This window comes from Nocardioides dilutus (assembly GCF_054779555.1).
Genome location: NZ_BAAGYA010000004.1, coordinates 128,787 through 144,369, shown reverse-complemented (window position 1 = coordinate 144,369; position 15,583 = coordinate 128,787). Strand labels below are relative to the sequence as shown.

General features: G+C 72.3%; 17 protein-coding genes. 10 read left to right on the top strand and 7 right to left on the bottom strand.

Annotated features, from left to right (window positions below; translation table 11 throughout):
• Window position 1: 1 nt before the first annotated feature.
• Window positions 2–940, top strand: coding sequence for a zinc metalloprotease (locus ACYVC6_RS21955; protein WP_460716683.1), 939 nt, complete (start codon window positions 2–4; stop codon window positions 938–940).
• A gap of 168 nt (window positions 941–1,108) precedes the next feature.
• Here the strand turns inward: ACYVC6_RS21955 and ACYVC6_RS21950 are convergent, their stop codons facing one another.
• Both ACYVC6_RS21950 and ACYVC6_RS21945 read right to left on the bottom strand, forming a co-directional pair.
• The gene (locus ACYVC6_RS21950) at window positions 1,109–1,543 is read right to left on the bottom strand and encodes a DUF4439 domain-containing protein (protein WP_460716682.1); all 435 of its coding nucleotides are present in this window, start codon (window positions 1,541–1,543) and stop codon (window positions 1,109–1,111) included.
• Window positions 1,540–2,040 (bottom strand): hypothetical protein, encoded by a 501-nt coding sequence (locus ACYVC6_RS21945; RefSeq protein WP_460716680.1) that lies wholly within the window; start codon window positions 2,038–2,040, stop codon window positions 1,540–1,542. Before ACYVC6_RS21945 ends, ACYVC6_RS21950 begins: the two co-directional genes overlap by 4 nt.
• Window positions 2,041–2,114: 74 nt before the next feature.
• Between ACYVC6_RS21945 and rimP the strand changes: the two genes are divergently transcribed.
• Window positions 2,115–2,621: a ribosome maturation factor RimP gene (gene rimP / locus ACYVC6_RS21940; protein ID WP_460716679.1), complete on the top strand. Its 507-nt coding sequence runs from the start codon at window positions 2,115–2,117 to the stop codon at window positions 2,619–2,621.
• The gene (gene nusA, locus ACYVC6_RS21935) at window positions 2,621–3,604 is read left to right on the top strand and encodes a transcription termination factor NusA (RefSeq protein WP_460716677.1); all 984 of its coding nucleotides are present in this window, start codon (window positions 2,621–2,623) and stop codon (window positions 3,602–3,604) included. Before rimP ends, nusA begins: the two co-directional genes overlap by 1 nt.
• Window positions 3,605–3,614: 10 nt before the next feature.
• Here nusA and ACYVC6_RS21930 read toward each other — a convergent pair whose 3' ends face one another.
• Window positions 3,615–4,199 (bottom strand): histidine phosphatase family protein, encoded by a 585-nt coding sequence (locus tag ACYVC6_RS21930; RefSeq protein ID WP_460716676.1) that lies wholly within the window; start codon window positions 4,197–4,199, stop codon window positions 3,615–3,617.
• Between the two features lie 10 nt (window positions 4,200–4,209).
• On the bottom strand, window positions 4,210–5,001 hold the full coding sequence (locus ACYVC6_RS21925; RefSeq protein ID WP_460716675.1) for a glycoside hydrolase family 16 protein: 792 nt from the start codon (window positions 4,999–5,001) through the stop codon (window positions 4,210–4,212).
• A gap of 78 nt (window positions 5,002–5,079) precedes the next feature.
• On the opposite strand from ACYVC6_RS21925, the gene ACYVC6_RS21920 reads away from it, so the two are divergent.
• The 6 genes from ACYVC6_RS21920 (at window position 5,080) to ACYVC6_RS21895 (ending at window position 11,732) form a co-directional block, all read left to right on the top strand.
• Entirely contained in the window at window positions 5,080–5,406 is a 327-nt protein-coding gene (locus tag ACYVC6_RS21920; RefSeq protein WP_460716674.1) for a YlxR family protein, read from the top strand.
• A 129-nt stretch (window positions 5,407–5,535) separates the two neighbouring features.
• On the top strand, window positions 5,536–8,271 hold the full coding sequence (gene infB / locus ACYVC6_RS21915) for a translation initiation factor IF-2 (protein ID WP_460716673.1): 2,736 nt from the start codon (window positions 5,536–5,538) through the stop codon (window positions 8,269–8,271).
• Window positions 8,272–8,401: 130 nt separating this feature from the next.
• Window positions 8,402–8,914: a 30S ribosome-binding factor RbfA gene (rbfA, locus tag ACYVC6_RS21910; RefSeq protein ID WP_460716672.1), complete on the top strand. Its 513-nt coding sequence runs from the start codon at window positions 8,402–8,404 to the stop codon at window positions 8,912–8,914.
• A complete protein-coding gene (gene truB / locus ACYVC6_RS21905; RefSeq protein WP_460716671.1) occupies window positions 8,862–9,770 on the top strand; it encodes a tRNA pseudouridine(55) synthase TruB in 909 nt (302 codons plus the stop codon). The genes rbfA and truB overlap by 53 nt, the downstream gene beginning before the upstream one ends.
• A gap of 23 nt (window positions 9,771–9,793) precedes the next feature.
• Window positions 9,794–10,729 (top strand): bifunctional riboflavin kinase/FAD synthetase, encoded by a 936-nt coding sequence (locus ACYVC6_RS21900; protein WP_460716670.1) that lies wholly within the window; start codon window positions 9,794–9,796, stop codon window positions 10,727–10,729.
• Window position 10,730: 1 nt separating this feature from the next.
• Window positions 10,731–11,732 carry a hypothetical protein gene (locus ACYVC6_RS21895; RefSeq protein WP_460716669.1) on the top strand — a complete coding sequence of 334 codons (1,002 nt, stop codon included), beginning with the start codon at window positions 10,731–10,733 and terminating at the stop codon, window positions 11,730–11,732.
• 12 nt (window positions 11,733–11,744) lie between these two features.
• Here the strand turns inward: ACYVC6_RS21895 and ACYVC6_RS21890 are convergent, their stop codons facing one another.
• Genes ACYVC6_RS21890 through ACYVC6_RS21880 form a run of 3 tightly spaced genes read right to left on the bottom strand, consistent with a single transcriptional unit; the run spans window position 11,745 to window position 13,735 of the window.
• Entirely contained in the window at window positions 11,745–11,990 is a 246-nt protein-coding gene (locus ACYVC6_RS21890; RefSeq protein WP_460716668.1) for an HPr family phosphocarrier protein, read from the bottom strand.
• A gap of 15 nt (window positions 11,991–12,005) precedes the next feature.
• The gene (locus ACYVC6_RS21885; RefSeq protein ID WP_460716667.1) at window positions 12,006–12,971 is read right to left on the bottom strand and encodes a 1-phosphofructokinase family hexose kinase; all 966 of its coding nucleotides are present in this window, start codon (window positions 12,969–12,971) and stop codon (window positions 12,006–12,008) included.
• Complete coding sequence (locus ACYVC6_RS21880) at window positions 12,968–13,735, bottom strand: DeoR/GlpR family DNA-binding transcription regulator (RefSeq protein WP_460716666.1); 768 nt, start codon at window positions 13,733–13,735, stop codon at window positions 12,968–12,970. The genes ACYVC6_RS21885 and ACYVC6_RS21880 overlap by 4 nt, the downstream gene beginning before the upstream one ends.
• Window positions 13,736–13,816: 81 nt before the next feature.
• Between ACYVC6_RS21880 and ptsP the strand changes: the two genes are divergently transcribed.
• Complete coding sequence (gene ptsP / locus ACYVC6_RS21875; protein WP_460716665.1) at window positions 13,817–15,523, top strand: phosphoenolpyruvate--protein phosphotransferase; 1,707 nt, start codon at window positions 13,817–13,819, stop codon at window positions 15,521–15,523.
• Window positions 15,524–15,583: the final 60 nt, after the last annotated feature.

Here is a 15,583-nt window from a genome sequence, read left to right as displayed (position 1 = left end):
CATGCGCATCAGAACCTCGAGGGTTCCGCTGGTCATCGCCGGCACCGCTCTCATCTCCACCACCATGACCCTGGTCGGACTGGCGTCACCCGCCCAGGCCCGCCCCACGGTCGACCGGCAGTGCGTGACCGCCGACGCCCACGCGAGCGATTCCGCACGCGGCGGCTTCGGTGAACGCGACCACCGGGCGATCTCCGCCAAGGAGCAGCGCTCCATCCAGCGTCAGACCAGCCGGGTGCTGCGCCTCAAGGGCATCAGCCCCAAGAAGGCGGCCGGGGCCACCGCGACCGTGCCGGTCTATGTGCACGTGATGCGCGACGCCAACGGCGCCGGCGACGTCACCGACCAGCAGATCGCCCAGCAGATCGCGGTCCTCAACAAGACGTTCGGGGGCCAGGAGTCAGGGACCGCAGCCGACACCGGCTTCTCGTTCTCGCTCGCCGGCACGTTCCGCTACAACAACAACCAGTGGCACAAGGACAAGTCGAGCACGACCTACCGCAAGGCGACCCGCAAGGGCGGGGCCGACGCGCTGAACATGTGGCTCGTCGACTTCAAGTACCTCGGCATCGCCACCTTCCCCTGGGACTACAGCAAGAACCCCGGCATCGACGGGATCCGGGTCCACTACGCCTCGTTGCCCGGTGGCTCGATCGCCAACTACAACCTCGGTGAGACGGCCACTCACGAGGCTGGGCACTGGTTCGGGCTCTACCACACGTTCCAGGGCGGCTGCACCGCGACGAACGACGAGGTCGCGGACACCCCGGCCCAGTCCGGCCCGACCTCGGGCTGCCCGGAGGGCCAGGACACCTGCCCCGCTCCAGGGCTGGATCCCATCCACAACTACATGGACTACAGCTACGACAGCTGCTACACCGAGTTCTCGCCGGGCCAGAGCGCCCGGGCGGGTCAGATGTGGACGGCCTACCGGGGCTGAGACTAGGCGCGGTCCGGGGTGCCGCCCGGACCGCGCGCTCGGCACTTTTGCAAGAACCTGCAATGCAGGATTGTGCGGCGCGGCTTCCCTCGCCATCACGGTGCCGGGTGGGGGAGAGTGGTTCTCGGAACGACAGGTGAAGGGCAGGACGCCAGACCGGCCCTTCGTTCAGCGGTCCGCGTACTCGCCGGCTCCGGGGAACATCTCGGGAGTGCCCCGAAGCCCGAGCTCGCGGGCCGCTGCGTCGTTCAGCGCCCCGATCATGACGGATCGGTTGTCGGCGGTCGTGCCGGCGACCGCCGTTGCGTAGGCGTCCGCGCAGGCGCGCTCGAGCTCGAGCCCGGCCAGCAGCACGCCGTCGGTCGTGTCGAGACCGGTCGGCACCTCGTAGGCCGTCGCGCCGGCGACCGGCTCCGCGCCGGCGGCGGCGACGAGCCCGGTGAGCTGGTCGCGCCGGCCGCGGTGGGCGTCGTACGCCGCCCGGATCGCCAGGTAGACCTGAGGGGCGGCCGACTCGGAGGTGCGAGCGCCCAGGACGGCGTAGACGTAGACGGCGGCGTGCTCGCCGGCGAGCACGTCCTGGAGCACGTCGATCTCGGTCATCCGCGCCCTGCCGGCAGGTGTTGGGCCACGTGTTGGGTCACCGACGCCGACATCGATGCCAGCAGCCGCGCGAGAGCGCCGCTCTGTGCCTCGGCGGCCGCCGCGACGAGGGTGCGCTGCAGCGCCTCCTCGGCGGCCCGAACCCGGCGCAGCGCTTCCCCCCGGGTGCCGGAAGGGGCCGGGACGGGGATGCTCCGGTCGCCCGGCACCGGCAGGACCTCGCCGTGGGCGCGGTGCATGCGGACGAGCGGTTGCAGCGGGCGCCGCAGTCGCGGGAACTCCCGCTGCACCCGGTCGACGGCGACGGCCGCCACCGCGATCGCGTAGGCGGTGTCGTCGGCCAGCCGGGTGTCCGCGTCCGGCTCGACGGTCGCCGAGCCGCTGGGTGAGGGCGTCGGCCGGGCCTCGTCCTCGGGCGGCCGCAGGTCGTCGACGTCGCAGGCCGACAGCGCGGCGAGCCCGAGGGCGCCGGCCAGCACTCCGCGTCGCCCCAGCACGGCCACAACCTATCCAGTGAGGTGGAGCCGCTATCGTGACGAGAGCACACACAACCGCATAGGAGGTCCGCCCGATGGCCAGCAAACCAGACGCCGTCCGGGAGCAGATCGAGCAAGAGCTCGCGGATCCCCTTCGTGCCCTGGACCTCGACGTCGAAGCCGTCGAGCTCACCCCTGCCGGCAAGCGCCGCATCCTGCGGATCGCGGTGGACGGCGACCACGGCGTCACGCTCGACGACGTCGCCGAGGCGACCAAGCGGGTCTCCGAGGTGCTCGACGCCAGCGACACCATCCAGGCGGCGATGGGCGAGATGCCCTACACGCTCGAGGTGACCTCGCGCGGCGTCGACCGGCCGCTGACCCTGCCGCGGCACTGGCGCCGCAACGCCGACCGGCTGGTCAAGGTCTCACTGACCGACGGCGAGAGCCTGACCGGCCGGATCGGCGCCTCGACCGACCGCGCGGTCACCCTGGACGTCGACGGCGCCACCCGTGAGGTCGCCTACGACGAGATCGCCAAGGCGCTGGTGCAGATCGAGTTCAACCGCAAGGGCACGGACAAGAAAGCCGAGGAGTCCTGATGGACATCGACCTGAGCATCCTGCGCAGCCTGGAGCGGGAGAAGGAGATCAGCTTCGACGTGCTGGTCGAGGCGATCGAGCAGGCGCTGTTGACGGCCTACCACAAGACACCCGGGGCCCAGGAGCACGCGCGCGTCGAGCTGGACCGCAAGACCGGGCACGTCACGGTCATGGCCCAGGAGGTCGACGAGGAGGGCAACCCGCTCCGCGAGTTCGAGGACACGCCCGAGGGCTTCGGCCGGATCGCGGCGACCACGGCGAAGCAGATCATGCTGCAGCGGCTGCGGGACGCCGAGGACGACATCCGCTACGGCGAGTTCTCCGGCAAGGAGGGCGACATCATCTCGGGCGTCATCCAGCAGGGCCGCAACCCCGACGACGTGATGGTCGACCTCGGCAAGCTCGAGGCGCTGCTGCCGGTGGCCGAGCGGGTGCCCGGGGAGAAGTATGAGCACGGCACCCGGATCAAGTGCCTGGTCTTCTCGGTGCGCAAGGGCATGCGCGGCCCGCAGATCACGCTGTCGCGCTCGCACCCCAACCTGGTCAAGAAGCTGTTCGCGCTCGAGGTGCCCGAGATCGCCGACGGGACCGTCGAGATCGCCGCGATCGCCCGCGAGGCCGGCCACCGCACCAAGATCGCGGTCAAGTCCAACACCCCCGGCGTCAACGCCAAGGGCGCCTGCATCGGCCCGATGGGCCAGCGGGTGCGCAACGTCATGTCCGAACTGCACGGCGAGAAGATCGACATCGTCGACTGGTCCGACGACCCGGCCGAGCTGGTCGCGCACGCGCTGTCGCCCGCCCGGGTCACCTCGGTCGAGGTCGTCGACGCCGACGCCCGGTCGGCACGGGTGGTGGTGCCGGACTTCCAGCTCTCGCTGGCGATCGGCAAGGAGGGCCAGAACGCGCGGCTCGCGGCCCGGCTCACCGGCTGGCGGATCGACATCCGGTCCGACGAGGAGAAGCCGGCACAGTCCGAGTAGGCGGCCGGGCTCAGCCCCAGCGGGTGCAGACCCAGCCGTCCGCGTCGGCGGCGATCTCGACTGTCCCGCAGTTGTCCAGCCGGGCCTGCTCGACGTCCATCCGGCACAGGTTCGGCACGCCGACGCCGATCGCGCCGCCGTGGGAGACGACGAGCACGGTCTCGCCGGGGTGCAGGTCCGCGATCTCGCGGAGCACGCTCCCGACCCGGTCGGCGATCTCCCGGCCGGTCTCGCTGCCCGGAATCCGTACGTCGAGATCTCCGGCCAGCCACCGCAGGTAGGTGTCCTCGAACGGGTCGAGGTGCTTGGGAACCCCCGCGTGCTCGCCCACGCCGAACTCGCGCAGACCGCTGCGCGTGGTGACGCCGACCCCGAGCCGCGCGGCGGTGATCTCGGCGGTCTGCACCGCGCGGGCCATCGTGCTGGTCCACACGTGCGCCACCCGGCGGCCGGCAAGCGTCTCACCCAGAGCGGCGGCCTGCTTGCGGCCCAGCGCGGTGAGCGAGCCTCCCTCGTCGGCCCACTCGTTCGTCTCGTACTCCGTCTCGGCGTGCCGCGCGACGACCAGGGTCGCGGCGCACTGGAGGCTGGTCATGACGGGCTGGTCATGACGGGCTGGTCCAGACCGTCTCGGGCCGGTCTCCGGCCACCCGGTCGACCACCAGCCGCGGGACCAGCTGGTCGTCGGCGCCGGCGGACCAGTCCGGGAAGTCGAAGACGGCGATCATCAGCTGCACCGGGTAGGTCGGCGGGCGCGGGCAGCGGCGCAGGACCGTCCCGTCGACGGTGAAGACGGCCTCGTCGGCGTCCCACTCGACGGCGTACAGGTGTGGCTCCAGGACGTCGATCGGCAGCCGTGGCGCCGTGAAGTCGTGGGTGAGCACGGGGTCGCGGAACGCCTTGATGCCCACCCCGACCTCGGCCGAGGGGTCCCCTGGTGGACCCAGGGCGTTGCCGAAAACCTCGAACACGCACAGCTCGCCGCACCGGAGCTGCTCGTCGTCGTCCTCGAAGCCGGCCAGCCACAGTGCGGCCATCGAGCGCCCCGAGAGCTCCATCCGGGCCGAGATCTCCACCCGCCCTCCGGAGGGCAGCCAGCCCTCGAAGCGCTCCTGCTCCTCCCGGACGACGAGTCCTTCGGCGAAGCGTTGCTGCCCCCGGGTGCTGCCGAGCGGACCTGACCAGTTGCCCGACTGGATGCCGGAGACCCGCAGCGGAGTGGGGTGTGTGTCGGGGCACCAGCGGGGATGCCCCGGTGGGATCTCCAGGACCAAGCCCTCCGCGCCTACCCGGTAGGACGCAGCCGTGTCCGCGCGCGAGGACCACCCGGGCAGGTAGGCGGGGAACCAGACCTCGGGATCGAGGTCCGGACCGGTGAACCGGTCCTCGAACCACATGCGCTCCACCGTAGGACATCGCGCCGACCGGGCGCCCGGTTCGGGCTCAGGGCCCGTTCCGGGTAGTGTTGACCCTTGGTGGCGAGGAACCGTACGTCTTCTGCGCGCTCGGACAGCATCCCGGTGACGGGGCCGGTCCGGACCTGCATCGGATGCCGGGAGCGAGCCGCCAAGCACGAGTTGTTGCGGGTGACCGCTGGCTCGGACTCTGACGGCCACCCGGCCGTGGTGCCCGATCCGACGGCCACCGCACCCGGACGAGGGGCGCACCTGCACCCCACGACCGAGTGTTACGAACTCGCGGTGCGGAGGAGAGCCTTCACCCGGGCCCTGCGACATGCAGGACCGAGCGGGCTGTCCCCGGCACCGGTGGGGGACTACCTCGCCTCGCGCGGCAGCAGCTGACAGATCGACCGACCAAGGAACTGGAGCAGCAGCTCATGAGCACTCGATGAGTACTTCCCGATGAGTTTGCACCACCACTAAGCGGTCTCAGAACGTCCCCGACCCGGGTCTGAGGCCAGAAGGAGAAACGTGGCCAAGACCCGAGTTCACGAACTCGCCAAGACCTACGGCATCGAGAGCAAGGAAGTTCTCGAGAAGCTGAAGGAGATGGGCGAGTTCGTCAAGTCCCCTTCCTCGACCATCGAGCTCCCGGTCGAGATGAAGTTCAAGAAGCAGTACGGCGAGGCGCTGCTCGCCGCGAAGGCATCCGCGCCCGCGGCCGAGGCACCTGCCGAGGCATCCGCGCCGAAGCCCGGGCCGAAGAAGCCGGCGGCCAAGAAGGCCGCTGCCCCTGTCGAGCCGGCCGAGCCCGCCGAGCCCGAGGTCCTCGAGACCCCGGCCGTGGTCGAAGCCCCCGTCGAGGCGTCGCCCGCCCCCGAGGCTCCTGCGGCCGACGACGGCGGCGCCAAGGCTCCTGCGCCCACGCCGGCACCGCGCCCGAGCCGTCCCGGTGGTGCTCCGCGTCCGGGCAACAACCCGTTCGCGCCCAGCCAGGGCATGGGCTCGCGTCCCGTGCCCCCGCCGCGCACCGAGGAGGTCGACGGCGAGCGTCCGCCGCGCCCGCCCGCCGGCCGTCCTGGCATGCCGCGCCCCAACCCGGCGATGATGCCGAAGTCTCCTGCCGCGTTCGGTGGCGGACCCGGCGGTCGTGGCCCGGGTGGGCCCGGTCGCCCGGGTGCTCCCGGTCGCGGTGGTCCCGGTGGGGCTCCCGGCCGCGCAGGTGCGCCCGGCCGCGGCGGCCCGGGTGCCGGTGCCGGTGCACCCGGTCGCGGTCCCGGTGGCTTCGGCCCCGGTGGCGGTGGCCGTCCCGGTGGTGGCCGTCCCGGTCAGCGTGGGCAGACCCAGGGTGCCTTCGGGCGCCCGGGCGGACCTTCGCGCCGCGGCCGCAAGTCCAAGCGGGCCCGTCGCCAGGAGTTCGAGGCCATGGAGGCCCCGACGATCGGCGGCGTGCGCGTCCGCAAGGGCGACGGCGAGACCGTCCGCCTGCCGCGTGGCGCCTCGCTGACCGACTTCGCCGACCGGATCGGCGTCGACGCGGCCCAGCTCGTCCAGATGCTCTTCAGCCTCGGCGAGATGGTCACCGCGACCGAGTCGGTCAACGACGCGACGCTCGAGCTGCTCGGCGAGGAGCTCAACTACGTCGTCGAGGTCGTCTCGCCCGAGGACGAGGACCGCGAGCTGCTCGAGTCCTTCGACCTCGAGTTCGGCGAGGACGAGGGCGACGAGTCCGATCTGGTCATCCGTCCGCCGGTCGTGACCGTCATGGGTCACGTCGACCACGGAAAGACCAAGCTCCTCGACGCGCTGCGCAACGCCAACCAGGTCGACAAGGAGGCCGGTGGCATCACCCAGCACATCGGTGCCTACCAGGTGGCCGCCGAGGTCGACGGCAACGAGCGCCGGATCACCTTCATCGACACCCCGGGCCACGAGGCGTTCACCGCCATGCGTGCCCGTGGTGCGCAGGCGACCGACATCGCCATCCTGGTGGTCGCCGCCGACGACGGCGTGATGCCGCAGACGGTGGAGGCGCTCAACCACGCCAACGCCGCCGGCGTACCCGTCGTCGTGGCGGTCAACAAGATCGACAAGCCGGACGCCGACCCGACCAAGGTCCGTGGCCAGCTCGCCGAATACGGCCTGGTGCCCGAGGAGTACGGCGGTGAGGCGATGTTCGTCGACGTCTCGGCCAAGTCCGAGCTCAACCTCGACAAGCTGCTCGAGGCCGTCGTCCTGACCGCGGACGCGTCCCTGGACCTGCGGGCCAACCCCAACCAGGACGCCCAGGGTCTGGTCGTCGAGGCACACCTGGACCGCGGCCGCGGCCCGGTCGCCACGGTGCTCGTCCAGCGCGGCACGCTGCGCGTGGGCGACTCCATCGTCGCCGGCGCGGGCTACGGCCGGGTGCGGGCGATGCTCGACGAGCACGGTGACAACATCGAGGAGGCCGACCCGTCGCGCCCCGCGATGGTGCTCGGTCTGACCGCTGTCCCCGGCGCCGGCCAGACCTTCATCGTCGTCGAGGACGACCGGATGGCGCGTCAGATCGCCGAGAAGCGCGAGTCGCGCGAGCGGGCGGCCATGCAGGCCAAGCGCCGCGTGCGCCGCACCCTCGAGGACTTCATGGCCTCCATGGAGAAGGGCGCGAGCCAGGAGCTCAACCTCATCCTCAAGGGCGACGTGTCCGGTTCGGTCGAGGCGCTCGAGGACGCCCTGTCGCAGATCGACGTCGGCGACGAGGTCACCCTGCGGGTCATCGACCGCGGTGTCGGTGCGATCACCGAGACCAACGTCGACCTGGCTGCCGCCTCCGACGCCATCATCATCGGGTTCAACGTCCGGCCCCAGGGCAAGGCGACCGAGATGGCGGACAAGGAAGGCGTCGAGATCCGCTACTACTCGGTCATCTACCAGGCGATCGACGAGATCGAGGCGGCGCTCAAGGGCCTGCTCAAGCCGGTCTTCCAGGAGTCGACCTTGGGCCAGGCGGAGATCCGGGCGATCTTCCGCTCGTCCAAGACCGGCAACATCGCGGGCTGCATGGTCACCAGCGGCGTCATCCGGCGCAACGCGAAGGTGCGGGTCATCCGGGACGGGGCGGTCGTCGCCGACAACCTCGACCTGGCCTCCCTGCGCCGCGAGAAGGACGACGCGTCCGAGGTCCGTGAGGGCTTCGAGTGCGGTCTGGTGCTGCGCAACTTCCAGGACATCAAGGAAGGCGACATCGTCGAGTCCTTCGAGATGAAGGAGATCCCCCGCGACTGAACGCGTGGTCCGGCGGGAGTTTCATCGGCCGGCCGATGAAACTCCCGCGTGGACGACGAAGGTTCATCGTTCAGGCGTGAGATCCGTCGGCCGGCCGATGAAACTCGCCCAGCCGGCCGAGGAGGAACACATGGCAAACCCCCGGGTCCGCAGGATCGCGGACCGCATCCAGGTGATCGTGGCCGAGATGCTCGAGCGGCGGATCAAGGACCCGCGGATCGGGTTCGTGACCGTGACCGACGTCCGGGTCACCGGCGACAGCCAGCAGGCGACGGTTTTCTACACCGTGCTCGCCGGCCGTTCGAGTGATGATGCGGGTGAGCAGAGCGACGAGGCCGCCCTGGCGGCGACCGCGGCGGCACTGGAGTCGGCCAAGGGGCTGATCCGCTCCGAGGTGGCCAAGCAGCTCGGGATGCGGATCACGCCGACGCTGACCTTCGTGGCCGACGCGCTGCCGGAGTCGGCACGCCACCTCGACGAGGTCCTCCAGCGGGCCCGCAAGCTCGACGAGGAGGTGGCGGCGCGCCGGGTGGAGGCCTACGCCGGCGAGGCCGACCCCTACAAGAAGCCACGCGAGACCGGGCTGGTCGATGATTCCGGCGTCGACGAGGACCGTGACGAGGACACCGACGAGCGTGAGTGAGTCGGGGCTCGTCGTCGTCGACAAGCCCGCCGGGATCACCTCGCACGACGTGGTGGCCCGGGTCCGCCGGCTCGCCGGCACCCGCAAGGTCGGCCACGCCGGCACCCTCGATCCGATGGCGACCGGCGTGCTGGTCGTCGGCGTCGAGCGGGCCACCAGGCTGCTCGGACACCTGGCGCTGACCGCGAAGTCCTACGACGCCACGGCGCGCCTGGGCGTCACCACGGTCACCGACGACGCCGAGGGCGAGGTCATCGCGACTGCCTCCGCCGCCCACCTCGACGAGGCGGCGGTGCGAGCGGCGTTCGCCGAGCAGGTGGGCGAGCTCTCCCAGGTGCCGACCGCGATCTCCGCGGTCAAGGTCGACGGCGTCCGCGCCTACCAGCGCGTCCGCGCGGGGGAGGACGTAGAGCTCGAGCCACGGCAGGTCACCGTCCACGAGCTGACCGTGACCGACGTACGACGGGTCGGTGACCACGTCGACGTTGACCTGTCCCTGTTGTGCTCCAGCGGCACCTACGTGCGGGCCGTCGCCCGTGACGTGGGGGCCGCGCTCGGCGTGGGCGGCCATCTCACCGCGCTGCGGCGCACGGCGGTCGGACCCTACGGCCTGGACGTCGCGCACACCCTGGACGAGCTCGCCGACTCGTTCGCAGTCCTGCCCATCGCGGACGCCGCCAGGGCCGCGTTCCCGGCGCGGGACCTGGATGACCGGACCGCGGCGGCGGTGCGGGTCGGGCGAGCGCTCGACGTCCACCTCGACGGGGTGACCGCCCTGTTCGCGCCCGACGGCGAGTTCCTGGCCCTCTACGAGCCCCGCGAGGGCGTTGCCCGTGCCGTCGCGGTCTTCGTCTGAGCCGCGCCAGTAGTCTCACGCCCGTGCAGATCTGGCGCTCCCTCGACGAGATCCCGGCCGACCTGGGCCGCACCGTCGTGGTCGTGGGCAACTTCGACGGCGTGCATCTCGGCCATCAGCACGTCCTGGCCCGGGCCAGCGAGCTCGCCCGGCAGGACGGTCTCAGGGTGGTCGCCGTGACCTTCGACCCGCACCCGATGGCGGTGCTCCGCCCCGAGCACGCGCCCGTGCAACTGACCACCATCGAGGTGCGCGCCGAGCTGCTGGCGGCCGCCGGCGCCGACCACGTGCTGGCGGTGCCGTTCGACCGCGACATGGCGGGCTGGACCCCCGAGGAGTTCGCCCTGCGGGTGCTCGTCGACAGCCTGCACGCCGCGACCGTCGTGGTGGGGGCCAACTTCCGTTTCGGCAGCCGCGCAGCCGGCGACGTCGCGACGCTGCGTGAGATCGGCGCGGCTTCCGGGTTCGAGGTCGACGGCCTGCCGCTCGACGCCGGCCCGATGGTGTGGTCCTCGACCTACGTCCGCCAGTGCCTGGCCGCTGGAGACGTCGCGGGTGCCGCCGAGGCGCTAGGCCGCCCCTACGCCGTCCGCGGGACCGTGGTCCGGGGCGACCAGCGTGGCCGCGAGCTGGGCTTCCCGACCGCCAACGTCCCCACCGACGGCCTGACCGCGGCCCCCGCTGACGGTGTCTACGCCGGCCGGCTGCGTCGGCTCGACACCGGCGAGGTCTACCCGGCCGCCATCAGCGTTGGCACCAACCCGACCTTCGACGGCGTCCGGGACCGCCGGGTCGAGAGCTATGTCCTCGACCGCGACGACCTGGAGCTCTACGGCGTCGAGGTGGAGGTCTCCTTCGTCGAGCGGCTGCGCGGCATGGTCGCGTTCGAGTCGGTCGAGAAGCTCGTGGCCCAGATGGACGATGACGTACGCCGGGCGCGCGAGATCCTGGCGGCCTGAGGTGCCGCAGCGGGACGTCGCGGAGCGGGCCGCGGAGGCCTGGTTCCACGAGCACGGCCTGCCCTACTTCGTCGACGACGTCCGCACCGAGGTACTCCGGCGACTGCACCGGTCCCGCCTCGCACTGGTGCTGCTGGTGAGCCTGGCCCTCGGCACCGCGGTCGGGGTGGTCACCGGGATGCTCGCCCCCGATGACGGCGGCTCGGCCGGGTTCACGACCGGCCTCACCGTCGCCCTGGTCATCGTCTCGCTCTATGCGCTCCGGGCCCTGCAGACCGCGACCATCACGCGCTGGGCGGCCGGGCGGGCGTTCGCCAGCCTCGGGCTGCTGGTGCCGCTGGTGACCAGGGCACTGCCGATGCTGCTGCTCTTCGTCACCTTCTTCTTCATCAACACCGAGGTCTGGCAGGTCGCCGACGCCCTGAGCCCGGGTGTCCTGGGCGGGACGGTGCTGTTCTTCGGCCTCGCGGCGGTCTTCTTCCTGGTGGCTCGGCTGGGGGAGGAGCTCGACCAGGTCGACGACATCGTGGACGCCGAGGAGGTCGCCACTGGCTGCGTCGGGACGCCGCTCGAGGGACCGGCCCGCGAGCTCGCGGACGAGGGCTCCGACCTGGCGATCGACACCGACGTCGTGGGGCTGGAGAAGGCCAACTTGGTGCTCGCGCTGGTGATCGCCCAGGCGGTGCAGGTCCTGCTGCTCTCGGTGGCCGTCTCGGTGTTCTTCGTCGTGTTCGGGACGGTGGCCATCCACGAGGACGTGATCGCGAGCTGGATCGACCCGCACACCCCGGACTGGGTGCTCGTCGAAGGCCTGGTGAGCGTCCAGCTCGTGAAGGTCTCGATCTTCCTCGGCTCGTTCAGCGGCCTCTACTTCACCGTCTACGCGGTCACCGACTCGACGTACCGCCAGCAGTTCTTCACCGAGATCCTGCGCGAGCTCGAGCGGGCCGTCGGCGTCCGCGCGGTCTACCGGTTTGTGCGCAACCTGCCGACCGAGGCGTAGGGCAACCCGGGCTCAGTCGGCGTCGAGGTCCTGCGCGACGAGTGCGGAGATGTGGTCGACGGCGGCCTGGTCGTCGCCGGCGACCTCGACAGTGTCCCCGCACTTCGCGCCCAGCGTCATGATCATCAGCGAGGAGCTCGCGTCCACGCCGTTGATCGTGACCGAGCTCCCGAGCCCGTCGGCGGCCTCGGCGATGATCGCAGCGGGCCGGGCGTGCAGGCCGACGGACGAGCCGACGACGACGGACGTGCTGGGCATGGGGTGCTCCTCTGGTCAGGACGGGTCGAGCTGGTGCACCTGCACGCGTTCGGGGTGCAGGTCGTCGGGGCGGGGGATCGTGGTGCCCGGCAGGCCGGCGGCGGCTGAGCCGTAGGCGACCGCGAGCGCGAGGCGGTCGGGCGGGTCGAGCTGGCGCAGCTCGGCCAGCAGGTAGCCGAACAACGTCGAGTCGCCTGCTCCGACCGTGCTGACGACGGTGGTGGGGGGCGGGGGCGCGAACCACGCCCCGTCGGGGCCGACGAGGACGGCGCCACGCCCGCCGAGCGTGGCCAGGACCATGCCCACGCCGCGCTCGACCAGGACCCGGGCCGCCTTGGCGGCCGCCTCGGGGTCGGCCTCGAGCGCCGTGGCATCGGTGCCCGTGACGGACGCGAGCTCCTCGGCGTTGGGCTTGAGCAGGTCGGGCGCCGCGCCCGGGAGCCGGTCGACCAGCGCGGCGAGCGGCTCGTCACTGGTGTCGAGGGCGACCCGGGTGACGTCGTGGAGCCGCGGGACCAGGGCGGCGTAGAAGTCTGCCGGGGCGCCGGGCGGCAGCGAGCCCGCCAGCACCGCCCAGGCGCTGCCGTGTGCGTGGCGCACCAGGGTGGCCGCCAGGTCGTCGAGCTGCTCGGCGCCCACGGCGGCGCCGGGGCTGTTGAGCTTGGTGGTGGTGCCGTCCGGCTCGGTGAGGGTCAGGTTGACGCGGATCGCGCCGGCGGGTCGCGACGGGCGGCACTCGATGCCGGCGAGCTCGAGCTCGCGCACGAACGGGTCGTCGGGCAGTGCGGGGAGCACGGCGATCGTCGCCAGCCCGGCCGCGACGGCGGCCCGGGAGATGTTGACGCCTTTGCCGCCCGCCTGTGAGGTCATCGCGTCGACCCGGTGCACCGCGCCGCGCTCGAGCGGGACGGGCAGCGCGACCGTGCGGTCGAAGCTCGGGTTGGCGGTGAGCGTCAGGATCAGCCCCGTGGGTCCGGTCACGCGCGGACCACGTCCAGGCCGGCGGCCTCGAAGGCCGCGACGTCGGCGGCGTCGATGCCGTCGTCGGTCACGAGGACGTCGATGTCGTCGAGCGCGGCGAAGCGGACCGTGCGCTCCTGGCCGACCTTGCTGGCGTCGGCCAGTGCGACCACCCGCTGGGCGCTCTCCACGAGCGCCCGCTTGGTGGCCGCCTCCTCGGGATCGGGGGTGGAGAGACCGTGCCGCACCGAGATGCCGTTGGTACCGACGAACGCCAGGTCGGCGCGGAGCTCGTGGACCGCGGCCACCGTGGAGTGCCCGACCGCGGCCTGGGTGGCGGTGCGGACCCGCCCGGGCAGCAGCTGCAGCTCGATGTGCGCCAGGGGGGCGAGCAGGGCGGCGATCGGGACCGCGTGCGTGATCACGGTCCACCGCTCGGTCCTGGGCAGCAGGGCGGCGAGCCGGGCCGTGGTGCTGCCGGCGTCCAGCAGCAGGGTGCAGCCGCCCTCGGGCAACAGCGCCACCGCGGCCCGGGCGATCCGCTCCTTCTGGTCGGCGTTCTCGTTGTCGCGGTCCTCGAGCTGCGGCTCGAGCATGGTGAGGGAGCGCATCGACACCGCGCCGCCGTGGACCCGCCGGAGCAGCCGCAGCCGCTCGAGCTGGGACAGGTCGCGGCGCACCGTCTCGGTCGTCACGTCGAAGTGGGTCGCCAGCTCGGTCACCGCCACCCGGCCGCGGCTCGCGACCAGCTCGGCGATCGCCTGGTGACGCTCTTCGGCGTACATTGCCTCACTCCGTTCTGTGAATATGTTGTTTTAGACCCGAATCTGTTGACTGTCAAGGTACACCTGGCCTTGAATGTGGTCATGGTCACCTCTCAGGCCCCCGTTGTGGGGGAGGCCCGCGCGTCCAGCCTGCTGCGTGGCACCCCCGTCGTGCCAGGACTCGCCTACGGGCCGGTCGTGCTGGTCGCCCAGGAGGTGTCCGCGGCGGCCCTGGCGGCCTTCGGCGACGGCGGCTTCGCCGACCCGGACGCCGCACTGGCGGCCTTCGACCGCGCGGCGGGAGAGGTGGCCGACGGCTTCGCGGACAAGGCCTCGCGGGCCAGCGGCGCGGCGACGGAGGTGCTGACCGCCAGTGCCGGGCTGACCCGCGACAAGGGCCTGCGGCAGGGGGTGGCCACCCGGATCTCGGGCGGCGAGGACCTGCTGTCCGCGGTGCACGGCGCGGTCGCCCACTTCGTCGACCTGTTCACCGCGATGGGCGGGCTCATGGCCGAGCGGGCCACCGACCTGGTGGACATCGAGCGCCGCGTCGTCGCCCGGCTGGTGGGGGAGCCGGAGCCGGGCGTGGCACGGCCCGACGCTCCTTCCGTCCTCGTGGCGGGCGACCTGGCCCCTGCCGACACGGCGGGCCTGGACCCGCAGGTGGTGCTCGCGCTGGTCACCGAGAAGGGCGGCGCCACCAGCCACACCGCGATCATCGCGCGCCAGCTCGGGATTCCTTGTGTGGTCGGCGTAGCCGGTGCCCTCGGGCTCCCGTCCGGCGGCCAGGTCCTCGTCGACGGCTCGGCAGGCACGGTCGACCCGACCGTCGCCGAGGCCGATGCGGTCCCCCTGGTCGACGCCGACCGCGCCGCCCGGGCACAGGCCGACGCGTGGACTGGGCCCGCGGAGACGACCGATGGCGTGCGGGTCAGGCTGCTGGCCAACGTCGCCGACGGGGCGTCGGCGCGCACCGCGGCCTCGTCGCCGGTCGAGGGCGTGGGCCTGTTCCGCACCGAGCTGTGCTTCCTCGACCGGCGGGAGGAGCCGACCGTCGACGAGCAGGCCGCGATCTACGCCGAGGTGCTCGACGCCTTCGCCGGCGACGGTGGCTACGTCGTCGTCCGGACGCTGGACGCCGGGTCGGACAAGCCGATCGCGTTCGCGACGCTGGAGGACGAGGACAACCCGGCTCTCGGCGTCCGCGGTCTCCGGCTGGCCATGGACAACCCCGGGCTCCTGGAGCGCCAGCTCGACGGCATCGCCGCGGCGGCGCTCACCACCGGGACCGAGACCTGGGTGATGGCGCCGATGGTGGCGACCGTCACGGAGGCCCGGGCCTTCGCCGAGCAGGTGCGGGACCGCGGGCTCAAGGCGGGGGTCATGGTCGAGATCCCCAGTGCTGCGGTGCACGCCGACCGGTTGCTCGACGTCGTGGACTTCCTGTCGATCGGGACCAACGACCTCACGCAGTACACGATGGCGGCGGACCGGCTCGCCTCCGACCTGGCTCACCTGACCGACCCCTGGCAGCCTGCGGTCCTCCAGCTCGTCGCGACCACCGCGGCGGCGGGCAAGCGCGCCGGCAAGTCCGTCGGCGTGTGCGGCGAGGCGGCCGCCGACCCGCTGCTGGCGGTCGCCCTGGTCGGCATGGGGATCACCTCGTTGTCCATGGCGGCCGCCGCGGTCCGCCCGGTCGGCGCCCAGCTGTCCGCGGTGAGCCTGGCGACCTGCGAGGCGGCCGCGGAGGCCGCCCTCGGCGCGACCGACCCGATGGCCGGGCGGGATGCGGTGCGGGCGCTGCTCTGATACCCCCGCGAGCTTCGACCCTCGCGGGCACGGGGCCGATCGCGGGGCGCGCGCCCTCCG